This window comes from Psychrobacter sp. TAE2020, from assembly GCF_018919485.1.
Taxonomy (GTDB): domain Bacteria; phylum Pseudomonadota; class Gammaproteobacteria; order Pseudomonadales; family Moraxellaceae; genus Psychrobacter.
Map to the genome: position 1 here is coordinate 253,019 of NZ_JAHLMU010000001.1, position 19,884 is coordinate 272,902.

Below are 19,884 nucleotides of genomic sequence, written 5' to 3' on the forward strand. Positions count from 1 at the left end.
TAAGGATAAACAATCATGCAAAAACTACATAGTAACCAACGTATGAGCAAAATCGCTATTCATAATAAGACCATTTATTTATGTGGTCAAGTGGGCAATCCTGAAGAGGATATAGCAGCGCAGACTTTGACTTGCCTAGAGAGAGTTGAAGCCTTGCTAAACGAGGTTGGTAGCGATAAATCAAAAATGTTATCGGCTCTAGTTTGGGTTAAAAGTATGTCAGATTTTGCAGCAATGAATGAAGTTTGGGATAAGTGGTTTGAAGGCATAGTGCCGCCAATTCGTTCTTGCGGTGAGTCGGCTTTATCGAGCCCCGAGTTATTAGTAGAAGTCACTATCATAGCCGCTGAGTAACTTGCCAATGGTAGTACTACTATAAAACAAAAGGGCATTATGGTTAATGTTATGTCCTTTTTCGATAATCATTGAAGTCAAGAGTAGGATGGCGGATGTACGTTAACCTCTCATTTTTTAAGATATATTGTTGTAGCACAGCGTTGCGTTTTTTATATGCCAAGCTACTTTTTATAAATATTAATAGCTAATACGTTTTTTCAGAATACACCAAGATGTATTAATGCTATTCATACTAGCCAAATGAGAGTACTTATGGACATACAAAATTTTGACATACATATTATAGGTGGTGGCGTCATTGGTTTGACGACAGCGGTGACGCTACAAGCGCGAGGGGTAAAAGTAGTCTTGCTTGAGGCCGATGAAATATGTAAAGGCACCTCTTCAGGTAATGCCGGACACCTAGCAACTGAACAAATATTCCCTGTGGCTGATGCTAGCATGCTTCGCCATGTTCCAGCGATGCTGCTTAATCCCACTGGGCCCTTACGACTAGATTGGCGTTATCTACCACGCTTAATGCCATGGGCATTCCAGCTGTTGCTCAATATGCGTGCTGAACCGTTTGACCGTATTCACAAGTCTATATTGAACTTAAATAGTAGCAGCTTAGACGCTTGGCAAAACTTTGCCACACAATTTGATCTTAAGCAGTGGGTTCACACTAGCGGTTCATTGTTGACGATTGAGCAGCCCACCAAACTTAGTATATTGACGGATTATGGCAAACGCCTAAATGATGTTGGCGTGATCAATCACCCTCTAACTAAAGATGAAATCGGCGAATATGAACCCGCTTTAAAGAACGATAATCTTGATGCGCTATACTTCTCTAAAACGGGACACTTTACTAACTTGCAAGCCATTTATAATAGCCTCGCCACTACTTTTCACCAGCTTGGCGGGCATGTGATCGAGCACTGCCACGTTCTTGAGGCGATACCAAATGAAGACAGTATCCTTTTGAAAACTAACCAAGGGGATATGGTAGCTAATAAAGTTGTGCTCTCAGCAGGAGCCTACTCAAAAGCGCTTGCCAAACAGCTGACAGGAGTAAAAGTGCCTCTAGATACTGAGCGCGGTTATCATTTAATGATTCCAAATGAAAGCAAACGCTTAAACATGTCGGTATCGAGCTTAGATCGGCACTTTATAATGACGCCAATGGAGAAAGGTTTACGTTTAGCCGGCACTGTAGAATACGCAGGGCTAGATGCACCGCCTAATATGCAGCGTGCACACAAGCTACTGCAGCATGCACAGCCGATGTTCAAAGAGCCGCTCAATACGGATGATAGTGTACCGTGGATGGGTTTTCGACCAACAACGGTAGACTCATTACCTGTTATCGATAAAATCGGGCGAGTGTTTTTGAACTTTGGTCATCATCATTTAGGGTTAACACAATCAGTGGTTAGTGCGCGTATGATAGCGGAATACTATTTTGATGAGCCGCATACTATTGATCCAAGCGCTTATAAGGTGAGTCGTTTCAAAAAGACTCGTTAAAAGGTGAGTTACTAAGTTTTGTGGTGGTATTTCAGAAAGTATGCTAAGGAAGTAATAATTATCGCTTAGGACATCAATTACTTCCAGCCGTTAGAAAAACCTGCTTCTCAAAGAAGCTCGACAATCACTTGAAAGCATTTGGTTTGATGTTCTTTTATGTCAATTATGGCTACGTCTGATGCCAGCATACTTTTTAAAACACCACCAAAATTATTAGCGACCTATAATCTAAAATCAGCAAGTTCGTCTTCTTCATACATACCATTCATGTCAATATCCATATCAGATGGCATCTCAGGGTTAATAGATACTGAGTTAATAAGTTGATCCCACGAAATAGTTGGGTTTTGATCAATGACAGCCAACATATCCAAAAATGCTTTAATGGTATTACGAGGTGTTCTAAAATAAGCATCACCTATCGTTTGACTACAATGCTGTAAAAAAGCTTGCAAGGACTCATCAGGTACTAGATATTCTGCTTCGTCACCACCTGCATAAACATGACGCAGATTTTTCAGTAAAATATATAGCTCTTCCGGTGTAAGACTTGCTAAATGCAGTGCAGGCGACGAATAGTCGATCACGCCTGCCTGCTTAGCAAAGCTATTATCTGCTAAGCGCGTTTGCAAGGCATCATAGCTATACAATCCTTTACGCGGATCAAGTAAGAACTCAGGCGTACCACCTAACAAAAACCCTAGATGCTCAGCGGTACCTTGCAAACAATCATTTAGAATGCGTAGAATCTGCTCATAATTGGCTTGGCGTGCTTGTGTGCTATTGAGCTTATACAAGTTGACCATTTCATCAAGGTTGACTAACAAACCTTGATAGCCGGCCTGCCGTACGAATAGACTCATGATTTTGAGTGCATCATAAAAAGACGCGTCAGATATGATAGTACGCACACCTAAATCTCGCCTTGCATCAGTCTTAGCTGAGTACTCTGCACGCAGCCATCGAATCGCATTAACCTTTAACTCATCATTATCTTCTTCGTGACCTCGCCAATAAGCTTCAATAACTTTAGCAAAGTCGTAACCGCCAACCAATTCTGTCAATTCAGCTAACTTGTCTTGGATAACATCGCTAATTGCCTCACCTGTACTATCCGCTTGTTTGCGGGCTTCAGTAATAAAACGTTCGACCACACTGGCCAAACCATTACCATCCGGTTTATTACGAGTGGATAGATTGCGCATAAGCTCAGAATATAAGTTTCTTGCTTGTCCTGACGATGCTTGGATGCGCCTATCAGGTGATAAATCAGCATTAACAGTGACCAGCTTACGCTCAAGCGCAATCGCTCTTACCACACTCAAAAAAAAGGTCTTGCCTGAACCATACTCGCCAATAATAAGACGAAACGCCGAGCCACCATCAGCAACGCGCTCAATATCACTTATTAGCGCTCTAAGCTCATTCATACGTCCCACTTGGATATGCTGAATACCAACCTTTGGTGTGACCCCTGCCTTAAGCGATTGAATAATAGCATCGCGCTCTTTTGCTCTAATTTTTTTACTAGTCATTATTTGTCCTTGATAGCTCTATTATTGATTCTTATTTTTAGTACAATGCCTTTAATTCTTCGACAATCTCAAAATCAATCACCACTTCATCCTCATCTTCTAATACTGGTGCATCAACATTATCATACGACCAATCATTAATGGTCTCGATAGCACCATTTATCATTAAGTTTAGTGACTCACACAAGACTTCAGCTTCTTCTCGTTGCCATATCTCTTTACTAATCAGCTGCTGATAAAGCTTACTATGGACATTATCTAAACCTTTAACAATAGACTCATTAATCACATCAACTTTACTACAGTTATTTACCTGTTCATTTGACAGTGACTCACTATTGCTTTGCATATCTTCATCATCTGCCGAAAATATGCTCGCCAGCATTGCTTTAGCGTCGCCTGTCTCGCTTTCATACAAGGCTAATAATTCAGCGTTAAAAATATATGTCTTACTATTATGATCTGAGATGTCAATATCAGCCTCATTACTATTGTCATTAGTCCTCTGCTGCTGTGACAAATTGTTAAATGTTGACGTTTTATTTTTAGCGCTGGTTAAATGATGAATATCATTAACCACTGAATTTTTATCAAGACCTAGAGCCTGATACAACTTTTCAAGTTGTTTAATCTGACTGGGTTCAACATTACCGTTAGCTAAGGCAACTGAAATAATAAAGCGACTGATAAAGCTAATGTGCTTGTCATCAAGTACCACTAACTTTGCCTTTAGACCTGCCATATTAGAGGGACTATTTAAGCGCCATAGTAAATAAGCCTTTAATGACGCTTTTTCAATAGTAGTAAGCTGAGTGTCTTGCTCAATAATCGTCAGTAACGTATCTACCTCTCTTTTATCAACATAGCCATTAATAGTTGCAACCATTGCACCCAATCTGAGTGCCAAACTGATTTGGTGAAATGACATGCTCGGCTCAAAGTCTTTTCCATACCCGCTATCAAATAAAACCACATATCCTTCTGGTTTAAAACTGGTCTGATGGTAACGCTGGTCTGGCACAATACCAAAGCCTGCTAACCCAGCTAAACTTGTAATAATTTCATTATGCTTTTTAGTAAATGTTTTAGGGATTTTATGCGACGACCGCTCGTCCAAATACCCCCATAATTCTTTAGCTGTCGTCAGACCTTCATCATTTTGAATAACAGATTTTGCCCATGCTTTAAATTTTTGTATTATTGGGTATTTTTCTTGATAGCCTTGCTGATGAATAAGCGCTTTTGGTACTAATAAAATAGCATTTATATCTGTTTTATCATTACTATTACGACCTAAATAGCGACTATAGGCGTCTAAAGCATCATTACATTGTTCGGCAACAGTGATCAGCTTTTTGATGGGCGCTTTTAATATACTAGGATCTTGTAGATCATCAAGCGTCAGATCAACGTAACCAATTGAGCGGCTGGCAGCATTATAATTTAATCTTAGTTTGGTTTTATTGGGAGAAACGCTAAGTCCATTTGGATAAGCTTTTTGATATAAAATATCGAACAGATCTTTGAATTCTGATTCACAGCGCTTTGCAGGCGTCCTAAAGTTATATTCATTAGAAAAAATGAGCCACTCCCATGCTAAAGTGGCAGAAATGGGCAGATTTAAGGTTACTGTTTTTGCTAATTGCATTTTAAAGGTTAGGTTGCGACTACTGGCAGGCGGCGGGGAAACTTGGTGTGCTTGTAATCGTTCTTCAAATAGTGGCGAGCGCACAAGTGCCATAAATTCTAAAAAATGGACAGAATAGTTGTGAAACGATGACTGCTTGCCATAAATATTATGCAGACGAAAAGCTTCATTATAAATAGCAATAAACTCATCATCAGACACATCATCTACGCTAATACTTTCAATGACTCTGCGCTCAAGCCCATTGAAGTAGATAAACACATAGCCGATGGGCGTATTGGGATTTGTACGATCAGACGCTAACCAGTCTAAATAAATACCACGACATAAAGCTGAAAGCTGTCCATAAGTTGGCCAGTAACCTAGCGACTCATCACTATAAATAGCTGTCGTATTATGGATAGCTGATGGTGGACTTACTGATAAACGCTCATCTATTAATGATGGCTCAGTACCATAACCCACTAAAGTCTCAAGCTGCCCGCCAAAATAAAAAAAACCTCGTTCAATAGTGCGATTATGAATGGTTATAGACTCATACTTGGTTAACCAGCGACCCTTTGTTTGATTGGAGGAGGTGCTGTATTCCTTTGATCTCACCGATGAGAGAATAAAAGTAGCAAGGTTGTCCACATTATCCAAGTCATCGCTGTCAAAATGATTGTCATCAAAACTATTTTTATCAACACCATTGTCATGGTGCCTATTCTTACGGTTTTGATCATTATGAATAAATTGCACTTCTGCAAATGGTTTTATATCAGGTGGCAAATCTATAAGATGCGTTTTCACCTCATTACTTTTGGCATCATACTTCTCTTTGAATAGCGCCACGACATTTTCGATAAAGTTTTTCATTACCTATAAAACCCATTCTAAGAAAGCTATATAAAAGAGGCGGACAGAACGACTAGAGTTTAAGCATCTTAAGAAAATCATGCTCTGTAATAATATTAATATCGATACCTTCTGCAATCAGCGTCTCTGATTTACGCTGTTTACTACTTTTATCATGTCCATTCAATAATGTTAAGTCTGGTGTACCCACGACTAAATAGTTGAGCTTTTTAGATACACCAGCCTTGACATGAAAACCTTGCCTTGCTGCGATATCGGTAATTTCTATGCGTTTTATAGATAGCTCTCCTGTAAAACAAATATTTAACCCAAAAAATCGCCCTTCCTCATTACCTTCTATAGAGCGGTCTTGAGTAAAGCGCTGCGTACTATTACTATTTTTCGGATGAGATGGCTGATCTGTTAACCAATCCATGATTGAAGCATTATTTTCTCTAAGAATAGTCGCTGTCACAAACCCACACGCTTTAGCATCTTCTAGTGCATCATGATGATCAAAATCATACCGCCATTCTTTGCATACATTAGCAAGATTATATCCCGATGTACTAAATCGCTGGCAAGTGTCACGTACCATGACAGAAGCATCCACCCACTGCCAAGACGGCAGTGGCAAATTATGATCTGATAAGCACTTTGTTATTGCTCTTTGATCAAAATTGGTATAACCAACTACAACATTGTTACCGATAAATTGAATGATACTGCCATAAATATCAAATATAGAAGGAGCATCTTTCACTTGCTTAGTATCGATACCATGAATATCTATATTTATTCGACTAAAGCTAGACTGTGGTCTGATAAGGGTACAGTAGGTATCTATCAATTTACCTTTAATATACTTTGCCATACCTATTTGGCAAATAGAACCGACGTCTGAGTTGGCAGTTTCTACATCAATAGCCACAAAATTCATTATCTATCCTTGTTCAAATAGCGTGTAATATATGAATAATGATAAACTAAAATTGATATTTTTACCTATGTGATTGATAAATACTGACCTAAGTTTAAGCGCAATCAAATCCTCGTCTTTGTATCGAATAAAAAATGTGACCTCTACCGTCAAATACAGTCAAATCCGTAGACATTAACAAAGTATACCAAATCATATTTACCACTGCATAGACACCTTAAAGAATGTAAGCTCAAGGCTAGTATATTAAAAACACACTTACTATTTTTCTTGAAAAGATTATAAATATAGTTTCGCGACTCGAACGACTATAGCCCCATTCAAATGTTGTTAAATTTGTTGTTAAAAATAAATACCTAATAACTATACTCCTTGCCAGTAAAGGACTACGCTATAAAAATCGTTGCGTGGTAGGCGCACCATCGAATATAAGTACAAATAACAAAAAACCCTTGTAAGCTATAGGCTTCAAGGGTTTTTATTATTTAATATAGGCTATCTGTTAGTTATCTACGCTAAAAACGCTTGAGCAACACTAGTTGCTTGAATTATCGATTTAATTTTGCACGAACTATAGCTAAAGGCTCACTTAATTATCAAATTCTATAAAGGTATTAATAATAATAGTGCGTATTTCTTGCCAAACTTCATCATCTGCTAAGAATGGAAACTCTTTAAGCAACTTATTACTCTGGTCGCCTTTATTATTCAATAGACTGCGGATGATCCTATCGGCATAGTCATTAGGCATTTCAAGCACTTCTTTTATAGCCACCCGAGCATAGTCATGTTGCTTAAGATAGCGAGACTCCTCATGCATATCATGTTTTATCACCTGATGAATAATCTTTGATAAGTACTGTACGTGTGGTGTTAGATCTATAAATCGCCATATTGGCTGAGCAATCTTTGTCTGCTTAAAGCTCAAGTTTGAATCAATACCATCAGGATAATGGGTGGGCTGTTTATTAAAACTATAATGACCGCGAAGGGTCTCCATCAATGGTTTTGAAATAGTGTCAAGTATGTTGTCATAAGCCTGACGATCTGAAGCGTGTTCTGCAATAGCTTGCGATATAGGTAGAATAATGGGCTCGTGAATAGCACCGTCACGTCGCAAAATATCGTTAATCAAAAAACGATGTACCCTTCCATTGCCATCTGCCAACGGATGAATATAAACGAAAGCAAATGAAGCAACTGCACTACGCATCGTTGACGACTGCTCATTGGTTTTGCTTATAAAAGTCCTAAGCCCATTAAGCTTGGCTAACAGCTCATCGGCTGGTGGTGCTATATAATGAACAATCTCTTTTAATCCACGAATTTGGGTTTGTCCAACAAATACTGGGGACTGACGAATACCATAGTGCTCAATAATGTTCTTATCACCCAATATTTCCTGCTGTAGCTCTGCTAATAACTTGCCAGTAAGTGGTACTTCTCCTAAACCTGTTCGCCTGGCCATGACATCTGCAAAGCGCTCAATTCGTTTAATAGACTTGCCCTCACCTTCTATGGTGAAGCTGGCGCGACTCTCTCTTAGCGTCATCCATACCGAAGCTCGCATAAGCAGATCTTCACCAAACTCATGATTTAGCTCACTCATCATTGCCCTGATGTTAAGGCTAGCGGCTTGGTTAAACTTCTCTGTTTTGACTAGCATAGGGCAAAAATCAGTAGTTCCTGCAATATTATCATTGATACGCCAACGGCTATTTTTTACTATCTGCGTCGGGTCTGCAGTGACTAATTTTCTGCTATCGAGAGCATTGAAGTAATTTCCACCAATATTTTTCGGTGCATTGAGCGTATTGCCTGTTAGCCATTCATACAAAAATGCACTGCAACGCGCATATTTTCCAGTAGGTTCATTATTTACCCATGTCTGTATATCATTGCCACCGACTTTCTCAAACAGTCGAGCTAACATCTCGAAATGGATAACTTCATGGCGCATATGAAACTGTAAGTGGGCAATAAAGGTATCAGCAGGGCGCATAGTATCCTGATAGATACTGTGTTGAAAATCATCTTTGTTAATAGTTTCTCGGCGGCCGCCAATACTGCTAATAATGTACAAAGGGGCAACCAATTCAATATTGGCAGCTTGTATTAGCCATACTGCACCTATAGGCTCCACTATACTTTGATACATCTCATGTCACTTTCTAATTGTGTAGCGACCATTTTGCATAAAAACGATTATAGTTGCAATGTATCAATTATATAAAGGCTATTCTGCATAAAAACGATTATATAAAGGATCTTTTATTTATAATCTTAGCCATAGGGTTACTTAACGGAGTAACCATTATAAAAATCCATATCAATGCTGGCGGTCAAGGTGCAGGCTGACCGAGCACCACAGGCCATCGATCAGGTGGCGGTCGCGACACTAAACCATCAGGTAAATAAATACTCGAGTGGTCACTAGTTACTCTGCGTACAGCCTATCCTGAAATTTCAGTACTCAGCTTGGTATCGAGCATCAATCGAATAAACGTCTGAAACTGCTTAGGGTTAGACAATAAGTGCATAGTCATATCTTCAAACGTACCTTTAGCATCAAACATAGCATCCTCGGCAGCGTTTGGATAACCGCCCAGCATAATTTGATCCACGCTATTATTGCTAAACTGCTTGACCACAATCTCGTTCTCAGTGACCTTATCCCAAATAGTATTCATAAAGTTCACTTTGTCTTTATCGGTAAAATCCTCACCAGTAAAAACTTGGTTTAAGCTCTCAATAATCTGAGACAGTAGCGCTTCTTGTTTATCCTTGGGTGTTGCTGTACCTGCGCCACTGCCACCATCTAACTGATACTCAGACTTGGCCTCTTGCAACTTTAAGTCCTGCTGGTGTAGCTTTGAGACTCGGTAATGACTCATGACGATATTGGTGAGATCTACCTCCTCTTCATCGTCCAAGCTTTCGCGCAATAGCGGCTGTAGGTTGCGCGCATATAGGCTAAGCTTTTCTAAATCTTTATCGTCATAGTCCACAATTTGCGACATAAACTCATATTGACGGGTAAATGTGCCTAAATCTTTTTTGAATATCTCTAGCGCATCCTGCTCGGTTTTAAAACCTTTATAGTCATTCTCGGCATTAGTAATCAGCACCACATCGCCCGTCGCCTTGGTACGCTCAAGCATTGTCTTGGCATTCTGTGCTTGCTCACGTGCCCGCTTATATTGCTTTTGCCAACGTTCGACCGCCGGCTTGCAGATATTACTAAGCGCAGCATTAGACTTATTCTTGCTATAGAACGCTTCGACAAACTGCTCCACCTCATTCCATAGGAAAATACCGCTAGCACGTAGCTTCTCGTAGAGATCAAACACCTGATCAGGATCGGACACGTCCGCTAAGCTTGCCGTCTCATAATAAGGCTGGAAAGCCTCTAAAATATCTTCAGGATCATTAAAGAAGTCGAGCACAAAGGTACCACTCTCTGCTTTGCCCTTATAAGTACGGTTAAGCCGTGATAATGTCTGCACGCAGTCCACGCCTGTTAGTTTTTTATCAACATACATAGCGCATAATTTGGGCTGATCAAAACCTGTCTGAAACTTATTAGCTACTAGCATCACTTGGTAGTCATCCGTGTCAAAGGCTTTACGTAAATCACGGCCTTTTAAGCCGATATTCATATTATGCTCAGTGAATTTCTCACCAAGTAAGGCGCCGCTATCAGGGTCATTATCGGTAAAGGTAACTTCACCTGAGAACGCTACCATCGCATTGATATTTTTATAACCATATTCAGCGATATAGTTATCAAACGCTAGCTTGTAGCGTACCGCTTCTTTACGGGAACCCGTCACTACCATGGCCTTGGCTTGGCCACCCAGCAAACCTTTAATATTGTCATTAAAGTGCTCAATGATGATTTTTACTTTTTGGGCGATATTATGCTCATGCAGGCGCACCCAATTATTGAGTTTAATCTTAGCGCGGCGGGCATCGACCTCATTATCTTTGGCAGCCAGCTTTTGCTTGAGCTGATAGACCACTTTATAGTTGGTGTAGTTTTTTAGTACATCTAAAATAAAGCCTTCTTCAATCGCTTGGCGCATGGAATAGACATGATAAGCGGCTGGCAGGTTATCTTTAGAGGCTGGCAAGTCAGGATTGGGCAAGCGTCCGAACAGCTCAATAGTCTTGGGCTTAGGCGTGGCCGTAAAGGCATAGTAGCTTAGATTCGGACTGCTACGGCGGGCAGCAAGGGTGGCATCGAGCATATCTTCGCTAGATAGTGGCTTATCCTCATCTGCACTACTCTCAGCATCAATCTCTACATCACCCGAAACTAGCACCTCTTTAAGCTGGCGTGCGGTAGAGCCTGTCTGGGATGAGTGCGCTTCATCGGCGATGATGGCATAACGTCGCGACTTGAGCACGCTTGAGTCTTCAATCGCTTTGAGTACAAACGGAAAGGTTTGAATCGTCACAATGATAATCGGCTGTGAGTTGACCAGTGCGCTCGCCAGCTGTTCCGACTTTGAGCCGTCCCCCTCTTTTCGATTAATCTTGCCCACCACCCCATCCGCATGCTCAAACTGATAGATGGTATCTTGTAGCTGATCATCCAGTACAGTACGGTCCGTAATCACAATCACCGAGTGAAACTGCTTCTCGCCGTCGCTGTTGTATAAAGTCGAGAGCTGATGGGCAGTCCAGGCGATAGAATTGGACTTGCCCGAGCCTGCGCTGTGCTGAATTAAATACTTTTGACCTGCACCCTCTGTAATGGCGGCATTGACCAGTTTAGTCACCACATCCCACTGATGATAGCGCGGGAACATCATGGTCTCGCGTTTGGACTTGCGACCAATCACATCCTCCTCTTCTTCGATCTGCAAATGCATAAAGTGACCGAGAATAGCCAATAGATGGTCTGGGGTCAGTACTTCATTCCATAGATAATCAGTGGCATAGCGACTGCTATCACTAGGCGTATCATTACCCGCACCGCCCTCCGCTGTGCCTTTATTAAACGGCAAGAAATAGGTACTGTCACCTGCCAGCCTTGTGGTCATATAGACTTGGTATTGACTGACCGCAAAATGCACTAATGCACCACGCTTGAACGTTAGCAGCGGTTCAGGCCGCCCCGTATCAGGGTCTTTGGGCAGGCGTGTCTTCTTATACTGAGTAATAGCGTTTTGTACCGACTGCTTAAACTCAGACTTTAGCTCTAGCGTCGTCACCGGCAAGCCATTAATAAACAGCACGATATCGATGCGGTTACGCTTAGCAACCTTGCTGTCTGTTTTACCTTCTGAGCTATCTTTTAAGCTGGCCTTATTCAGTGTATAGGGGCTATAGACAACCTCAGGGACAATACGGCATATATTGGCCTGATAGCGTGCCATAATTTCTGGGTTGAGATCATGCTCAGGCTTGAACTGGCACAAGCTAAAACGCGCATTACGAATCTTTAACTCGTGACGTAGTACCCCCAGCGTGCCATAAGTACGTGAGGCCTTATCGGTTGACTGCTCATCGGCCTTGCTCAGCTGCTTAACTAGGGCAGTGATAAAATGACGCTCAGAGTCGATAGGAAAAGTTTTGCAAAACTTCTCCCACTCTAGCGGCTGAGTCGTCTGCACAAAGTCCAGCACGTCTTGCTCATACAGCGCGGTGTCTGCCTGATAGCCACTAGGACTGCCTAATTGCCAACCGTGTGCTTGCATTTGGCTGACGATATCAGCTTGAAAGACAGATTCGTAGGTGACGTTGTGGGCGTTCGTAGCAGTGCTAGTCTGTGTCATGGCATGGTTCTTATTATTAGTTTGCAGTTATGGATAAGTTATAAATTGGGCTTATGACATCAACCAAACCTTGTCTATCTCAATCACTTGATAGACTTTATCACCAACAGTATGCTCGCCCAATCGCTGCTCATTAGCTATAAGCGCAAAATGCTCGGCATCCCACACATCGTCCATATCGAGGGATTGAGTATAGCGATATTGTGTCCAGTCATAACGGTCTAAATACTTAGCGGTATCTTCGTTATAGTGATGTGAGCTTTTGATCCCTTCATTGGGCTGAACCTCTATAGGACTAAATGTGTTTTGATAAAAATCCTTAAGGTGATCAATAGCGCAAACTACTTGCGAGTGGCTTATCTCATTTTCGAATAGCCAGATTTGTAGATAATAAGTCGAATCCAATTGCTTTAAGGAACTATCCCACGATTCATATATTTTGAGCAGATTGGCAATTAATAGCGTCTTAAGTTCTCCAGTTGGTTCAGGATAGACACTATTGATTAAACTTAGACTAGACCAAGGACGTACCCAAAACTTTACGTAATCACGTTTTGTCTCTTTTAAGCTCTCAATATCTAATGCTTTATTGCGCACGCCCCATTGCTCAATAGCGCGCTTACGGCGATTGATACCTCTTATTTTGCGGTATTTTATTATGTTATTTTTCATAGCTTACTCAATTTTTAATTCCCACCCATCCTCTAATTAGGCGCAACCCAACCCCGAACATCAATCTTACCCGTCACAGCAGCAGATATTAAAGCGGTGCGAGTTTTTTGTAAAATTAGAGTAGTTCTATAGAACTATCAAACCATTCTGCTCGACATTACTTAATTAAATTAGGGATAAACTGACCTTCGAGGTCAATAAGAAATATATATCAAAACTTCTCCTACTCTTGCGGCTGAGTCGTCTGCACAAAGTCCAGCACGTCTTGCTCATACAGCGCCGTCTCCTGCTGATAACCGTTAGGACTGCCCATCTTTCAGCCATGTGCTTGCATTTGAGTAACGATATCGGCTTGGAATATGGATTCGTAGGTGTATTCAGGTTATTGATTTTATAACTATTTCGGATATTTTTTAGCAAGTACATTCTAATTAGAATCATTGATTCATAAATAGCTACCTGCTTTTATAGCTCTCTTCATAACTAGACAATAAAAAGTGTGACATTGAACCTGCTAAATTAACTGCTAATTCAGCATGCCTTGGTTTAGGTTTTACATTGATGACACCTTGCCCATGAGCATCACCAACATTATTACGTAATTGACCCAAGCCATTGACTATACCTGAGCATCCACCAAGGATTTGTTTAAAGATTAAATTCGTCTCGTATTGGCTAGCAGACATCTTTAATAATTCAGAAGTTTTTTTATACAGTTCTGATAAGTCAGTATTTTTCCCATAAGAAATATTCTCAAGGTCTAAAATATGCTTACAGACAGACTCTATTAAACTTCTAGATAAGGTTATTGCTCCTTCTGGATCATTAGCTTTACGTTCAATAGCTTTCTTCCAAATCCCATCGATATAATCAGAGTTTATAACCTCAATAGATTTCCCAAAATCAGGAGTCATTCCTGACTTATCAAACTCTATCGCTTCAATTAAATTTTGAAACTGGCTATATATAAATTCTCTACGTTCTGCATATGAGCCATACTTATACTTTATCATCTGCCAAAACTGGTTTAAATCCCTTGCATGTCTGACAAAATCAGGTGCTAAGGTATTAAATTTTGAATCTAGAATCGTTTTTCTTAATATAATGTAATCGTTATCGCTACTATCACCGCCAGTAGCTCTAGAAATCAAGGTGTTTTGAAGCCCCTGCGCTTGGTCGTAGAGCGTTGGTAAGTCACGTAAGATATTACTCATTATATTCCCTATTATTCTTTATGCCATACACATACTGCACGCTACTATAATTTCTTAGCTTGAAAAGCTTCTTACAATGCTTCAACGTTAGGCTTCACCCAACCCCGAACATTAATCTTACCCGTAACAGCAGCAGATATTAAAGCGGTGCGGCGTTCTTGCATGAGTTGAATGCCTTTTTCTGCACTTTCAGTTAATGCATCAAAATGACTTTGCATTTTATCGAGATAATCAGCTATTTGGTTCTGCTCATTTAATGGCGGTATGAGAGTTTTTGCCTCTTTAATATTATCTTGTCCAATGTTAGGGTCTTTTCTTGTTCCTGCTGCACCAATCATCCAGAAAGGACGATAAAACTCATAGAAACGATGTAAGTAATCAGGTACAAAAGCCTCACTCGGTAATACACCGCACACAGCCTGATTAATAGTCGATTCAAAATTTAATAATGAATGTTTTCCAATCGAGCCAGCACCACCATACATAGCTAGTAATACACTATTTTTAGGCAATAGGGAGCAAGCACTGTCTCTAACTGCTTTTGGTGTAATCATAATTGGTGTTTCATTTAGCTTGCCATTGTTTAAGTCAGTTGTACGAACCCAAGGTATGTGCCCGTCTTCATAATAATCTTCATATTTTGAAGTAGTGGGCGTGCCTCCACTTGTAGTGCTAGCTTTCCATTTCAGCTTAGTAACCTCCCAATGCTCAGGAACCTCTCCCAACCATTCCACCCCAGAATCTTTCATCGGTACATCAGGATTTAAGCCTTTAGTTACGGCATGACTAATAACGGCTTGGCGCTTCTCTTTTAACAGTTGGATAAGGGTTTTCTGTTTTTCGATTAGGGTATCGATTTGGGCGGTTTCATAGTCGAGGAAGTTGGCGATTTGGGTTTGTTCTAAGGCTGACGGTAATATAAGCGGTGATCCTTGTAGCTTATCTGCCGTGTAGTGAGCAATGGTTGCCTTATTACAAATAATACTAATGAAGTCAGCAGCCTTTAAATAATTGATCCAGTAATAAAAGAACCTTGAATCGTTAGTATGTCTAGGACGAACCCTATTAATTGCATTTTGTATGTAGCATTCATCTATCTCATTATTCCAAATAGCAGAGCGACCAACATCCCCACCTTCACTCACTAAAATGTCTTTTTCCTTTAGAAGTAATCTTTTACGTTCATCTGCAGAAAACCACATTGAACCTACGTTCGTAAGATCTATTCCAGATGGCTGTACATTTTGCGCTTTTAAATAAGGTTTCAGTAAATCCGAGTTAGACTTAGGCGTTGTTTGCAGCATTTTTCCTAGAACAACTGTATAACCATACTTAACTTGTGTTGAAATCCAATGTTCAGGAATCTCCCCCAACCATTCAACGCCAGAATCCTTATACTCTGCATACTGCTGATACTTCGCCATTACGAATGCACCTCACCCAACAACTGCATAATCTCACGACTGACTTTATCTAAGTCCGCATCAATCTCAGCCAAAGCACGTGGTGGCTCATACACATAGAAGTGACGGTTAAACGGTATCTCAAAGCCCACGATGCCGACTTCTTCATCGATAGCATCGGTCTTATCCGCATTAATCCACGCATCAGGCACATGCGGCTGCACTTCACGGGCGAAGTAACTTTCAATCAGCTCAGCGGTCGTCACCTCAGGATTCAGCGGCACGTTTTCATAATCTCGCAGGTCGCTGTCGGGTTGGAACTCAACGATTTTGGCTGACTTGTTTGAACTGCTTGGCTTATAGCTAAATGCCCCATAGAGCGGATTGGCAACCTTGACCGTCTTCTTAATGACGGGTTCTGCCTCAGGATTTTTCCAAGTAATGGCATCTAATAGCTGTTTCTTTTCTTTGGTGTCTAAACTGACGTCAGCGTCTTTTAACCCTTGTTTAAATACCTTATCGAACTCATTAAAGTCATCAAATTGTTTATCACCGATGGCTTTTTGTAGGGCTTTGGCTTTAGTCATCAGGGCAAGCTGTGACTGCCATACTTTGGCATTAAGCACGTCTTTGATTTGACTTTCTTTTAGCTCGCTAAAATCCGCCTTAATCATTGCCCGTGCCTCGGCAGTGACCGCTGATAAGTCGCCGTAGCTGTCAGTCGTCCAGTCATTGCCAAAGGCGCTGTAAAGACTAGCCATGACCATATCAAAAGGTTTAGGCGCATAACGCAAGCTATCGATAGCTTCATCAGACAGCTGGGTAGAAAGACGTAGCGGACGCTCAATGGTTAAGCGACGATAGCCAAACTCATGGGTGGCAAAGATTTTACTGGCGAAGGTTTTCGCAGGGTCACTCTTAGGATTGGCAGACTGTCTCCCACGGTTTGACTTTACCTCTTCCGGCTTATCTAATACTCGTGCATCGACCACCTCAAAGTTGCCGAAGCTCTTGGTAATAGTCCTAATATCGTCTTCACTCATCTCATTACGCTTTGAGCCCAGTGACTTACGCATCTTGCTGTATAGATTGCTGCCGTCTATTAGCTGGACTTGACCACGGCGCTCAGGCGCTTTTTTATTGCTTAATATCCAGATATAGGTGGCGATGCCGGTGTTATAGAACATATCGTTTGGCAAGGCTATGATAGCTTCTAACAAGTCAGCCTGTAGGATATAACGGCGAATCTCGCTCTCCCCGCTACCTGCGCCACCGGTGAATAACGGCGAGCCATTTAAGATGATACCGATACGGCTGCCTTGGTTGTCAGCAGCCGTGTTCTGCATCTTGCTAATCAGATGCATCAGGAATAATAGCGAACCATCAGACACGCGCGGCAAGCCCGCCCCAAAGCGACCGTCAAAGCCCTTTTGCGTATGCTCGTCATTGATCTCACCTGATATCTTTTTCCAATCTACCCCAAACGGCGGATTCGATAGCATATAGTCAAACTTTTCAGCGACCAGCTGATCACTAGACAAGGTATTGCCCAGCTTAATATTATTCACCTCCTGCCCTTTGATGAGCATATCGGCTTTACAGATAGCATAGGATTCAGGGTTTAGCTCTTGACCGTAGGTTCGCATCACCGCGTCAGGGTTTAGCTCTAGCACGTATTCCATACCAGAGGATAGGAAGCCGCCCGTACCCGCTGTCGGATCATATATGGTGCGAATGATACCGTCTTTGGTTAGAGCGTCATCGTCCTCCATAAATACCAGAGAAGTAGTCAGGCGCACAATATCGCGCGGAGTAAAATGTTCCCCTGCGGTTTCATTGGAGCTTTCAGCAAAGCGGCGGATCAGCTCTTCAAACACAAAACCCATTTCATGGTTAGAGATAGCTTCGGGACTTAAGTCAGTATTGGCGAACTTCTGCAGCACTTTATAAAGCAAATTAGCATCGGCTAGCTGACCGACAAACTCTTCAAACTTAAAATGCTCAAAGATCTCACGCGCATCTTTAGAGAAGGACTGCACGTAAGTACTCAAGTTATCCTTAATATCACTCTGACCCATCTTACTTAGATCCATGGGCGAGATATTATAGAACGGGCGCTTGCTGGCACGTATTAGGAACTTCTCTTGCGCCTCCTCTGGCAAACCCATTTCAGCGATACGCTGGCTCTCAGCAACAACGTCTGCTTTGGTATCTTCGAGTACACACTCTAGGCGGCGCAATAGCGTAAAGGGTAGGATGATACGGCCGTATTGAGATTGCTTAAAGTCACCACGTAACAGGTCAGCAACTGACCAGATGAAAGCCGCTGTTTGAGAGAAGTTTTTGGTCATCGGTATTGTCTTATTGTTGGTTGAGCAAAGATAAAGGCTTGGGGTTATATGACAGGCTTAAAAATTGGGTCATAGGTAAGGCACGCTGCGATGGTCTACATCGACTTATCATGGCTTTTATTGAGAAGTATCATATAGGTTAGGAGTATTAAGAGGCAAGTCTAATTATAAGCTATGGTCAGATTAAAAAACGGTATAGCATGGTTCAGCGTATAGAATTTTTGCGTGCTCACCAGCGCTCAAAAGAAATAGAGTAATGGATTAGCCTCCTACCTAAAAGCTAGCAATAAGCCCAAATCTAATAGGGTTAATTATAAATTTATTGGCCTATAAGACGACAGAATATTTATAGAAGAATAACCTTTTCTATAAATTAGAAGCGGTAAGTTGCGCCAATTTTAACGATTGGTAACCATTCGATAAAGTTTTTATCTTCTAGTTCAGCTTGAGCTTTTTGAGCAACAGTAGCTGAAGTTGCGCCTACTACTACTTGATCATTTTCATCTCTGATGACGTCATTATTAGTTCCGCCAACTGCACGAACTTCTGCATCAGTTTTACCTAAGTATGCAGCACCGATTTCACCAAACACACCAAAGTTATTAGTGATGTTAGGGCGGAAACCTAGAGTAGCATAAGGAGCTAGTTTGTTGCGATGATCGATAGAACCTTTCAATACGCCTACATCATCTGCTTTGTACTGAACGCCATCAACTTTGTAAACGCCGCCATTAGGGTTAGAAGTAACTTCGATATCGTTGTCAGGAACGATGATACCAGCACCCATAGTGAACCAGTTACCAGCAGGACGTAGTTGAACACCCATGTACGGATTGCTGAAGTCTGAATCAACATCGTAGTTTACGTCGTTAGCATCAAAGTCGCCACCGAATAGATCAGCAACATCGCCACCTGCCCAACCAGCTTGTAATTCAACTTTATCATTTAAGCTAAAGCCAACGTTAGCACCATAACCTAAAGTACCCACTTCAGCACTGATAGAAGCTGGATGAGTTAGAGTGTTAAAGATAGTTTTAGTACCGCCAACTACCGCGCCAGTAGTGTTGCGAATAACACCAGCATCTTGGTAAGTATAAGCAGGTGCAGCTGTAGTGTAAACAATTGGTGCTACTTCACTGTCAACAACAACGATAGGTGCAGCTAGAGCAGCACTTGATGCCAAAACAGCTGCAGTAATAGCAGTATATTTAATAAGTTTCACGGTTATTCTCCTAAAGTATGAAATAGCTAACCCAAAAAAAACGATTATTTTCTTTCTTTTTAAACAATCATTTTGTTGAGCAGATTAAAACAATTTTGATGCAAAAAGTCACCCCTAAAGACGCACTTTTTATTTACCATTATGTAAAGATTACGTATGAATTGTAATCATTACTACGCAAATCTGTAAATATAGGATTTATGGTTACAATACAGTCATAAAGACAATATATGAGTAACTCTATCCTGCACACAGCGAACTATTATTAGGTCTACTATATAATAATTCAATAGCGGTTAAGACATTTTTAATTTTCAACCGCTTAGTTAAGCAATCACAATGGCTCATTATGACTCATTTGTAACTAAGATTTGAATAACAGGGCACAGAATATAGTATTTACAGATCATCAA

Annotated in this window: 12 protein-coding genes and 1 pseudogene; 2 read left to right on the forward strand and 11 right to left on the reverse strand. The window is 41.0% G+C overall.

Annotation, left to right across the window (positions count from 1 at the left end; translation table 11 throughout):
* Positions 1-15 precede the first annotated feature (15 nt).
* A complete protein-coding gene (locus KPY62_RS00955) occupies positions 16-354 on the forward strand; it encodes a RidA family protein (RefSeq protein WP_216580420.1) in 339 nt (112 codons plus the stop codon).
* A 255-nt stretch (positions 355-609) separates the two neighbouring features.
* Positions 610-1,866 carry an NAD(P)/FAD-dependent oxidoreductase gene (locus KPY62_RS00960; RefSeq protein ID WP_216580421.1) on the forward strand — a complete coding sequence of 419 codons (1,257 nt, stop codon included), beginning with the start codon at positions 610-612 and terminating at the stop codon, positions 1,864-1,866.
* Between the two features lie 221 nt (positions 1,867-2,087).
* On the opposite strand, the gene KPY62_RS00965 is transcribed toward KPY62_RS00960, so the two are convergent.
* The 11 genes and pseudogenes from KPY62_RS00965 to KPY62_RS01010 all read right to left on the reverse strand — a co-directional run bounded on the left by KPY62_RS00965 (position 2,088) and on the right by KPY62_RS01010 (position 19,471).
* On the reverse strand, positions 2,088-3,401 hold the full coding sequence (locus tag KPY62_RS00965) for an ATP-binding protein (RefSeq protein WP_216580422.1): 1,314 nt from the start codon (positions 3,399-3,401) through the stop codon (positions 2,088-2,090).
* A gap of 37 nt (positions 3,402-3,438) precedes the next feature.
* Positions 3,439-5,907 carry a TerB N-terminal domain-containing protein gene (locus tag KPY62_RS00970; RefSeq protein WP_216580423.1) on the reverse strand — a complete coding sequence of 823 codons (2,469 nt, stop codon included), beginning with the start codon at positions 5,905-5,907 and terminating at the stop codon, positions 3,439-3,441.
* A 52-nt stretch (positions 5,908-5,959) separates the two neighbouring features.
* The gene (locus tag KPY62_RS00975; protein ID WP_216580424.1) at positions 5,960-6,826 is read right to left on the reverse strand and encodes an exonuclease domain-containing protein; all 867 of its coding nucleotides are present in this window, start codon (positions 6,824-6,826) and stop codon (positions 5,960-5,962) included.
* Between the two features lie 589 nt (positions 6,827-7,415).
* Complete coding sequence (locus KPY62_RS00980) at positions 7,416-8,984, reverse strand: Fic family protein (RefSeq protein ID WP_216580425.1); 1,569 nt, start codon at positions 8,982-8,984, stop codon at positions 7,416-7,418.
* 295 nt (positions 8,985-9,279) lie between these two features.
* On the reverse strand, positions 9,280-12,609 hold the full coding sequence (locus tag KPY62_RS00985; protein ID WP_216580426.1) for a type I restriction endonuclease subunit R: 3,330 nt from the start codon (positions 12,607-12,609) through the stop codon (positions 9,280-9,282).
* 51 nt (positions 12,610-12,660) lie between these two features.
* Entirely contained in the window at positions 12,661-13,281 is a 621-nt protein-coding gene (locus KPY62_RS00990; protein ID WP_216580427.1) for a hypothetical protein, read from the reverse strand.
* A 32-nt stretch (positions 13,282-13,313) separates the two neighbouring features.
* Positions 13,314-13,397 (reverse strand): annotated as a pseudogene (locus tag KPY62_RS14000) (type I restriction endonuclease subunit S); the annotation flags it as partial.
* A gap of 339 nt (positions 13,398-13,736) precedes the next feature.
* The gene (locus KPY62_RS00995; RefSeq protein WP_216580428.1) at positions 13,737-14,495 is read right to left on the reverse strand and encodes an abortive infection family protein; all 759 of its coding nucleotides are present in this window, start codon (positions 14,493-14,495) and stop codon (positions 13,737-13,739) included.
* A gap of 71 nt (positions 14,496-14,566) precedes the next feature.
* Positions 14,567-15,919 carry a restriction endonuclease subunit S gene (locus tag KPY62_RS01000; protein WP_216580429.1) on the reverse strand — a complete coding sequence of 451 codons (1,353 nt, stop codon included), beginning with the start codon at positions 15,917-15,919 and terminating at the stop codon, positions 14,567-14,569.
* Entirely contained in the window at positions 15,919-18,249 is a 2,331-nt protein-coding gene (locus KPY62_RS01005; RefSeq protein ID WP_216580430.1) for a type I restriction-modification system subunit M, read from the reverse strand. Before KPY62_RS01005 ends, KPY62_RS01000 begins: the two co-directional genes overlap by 1 nt.
* 373 nt (positions 18,250-18,622) lie before the next feature.
* Positions 18,623-19,471: a hypothetical protein gene (locus KPY62_RS01010; RefSeq protein WP_216580431.1), complete on the reverse strand. Its 849-nt coding sequence runs from the start codon at positions 19,469-19,471 to the stop codon at positions 18,623-18,625.
* Positions 19,472-19,884: the final 413 nt, after the last annotated feature.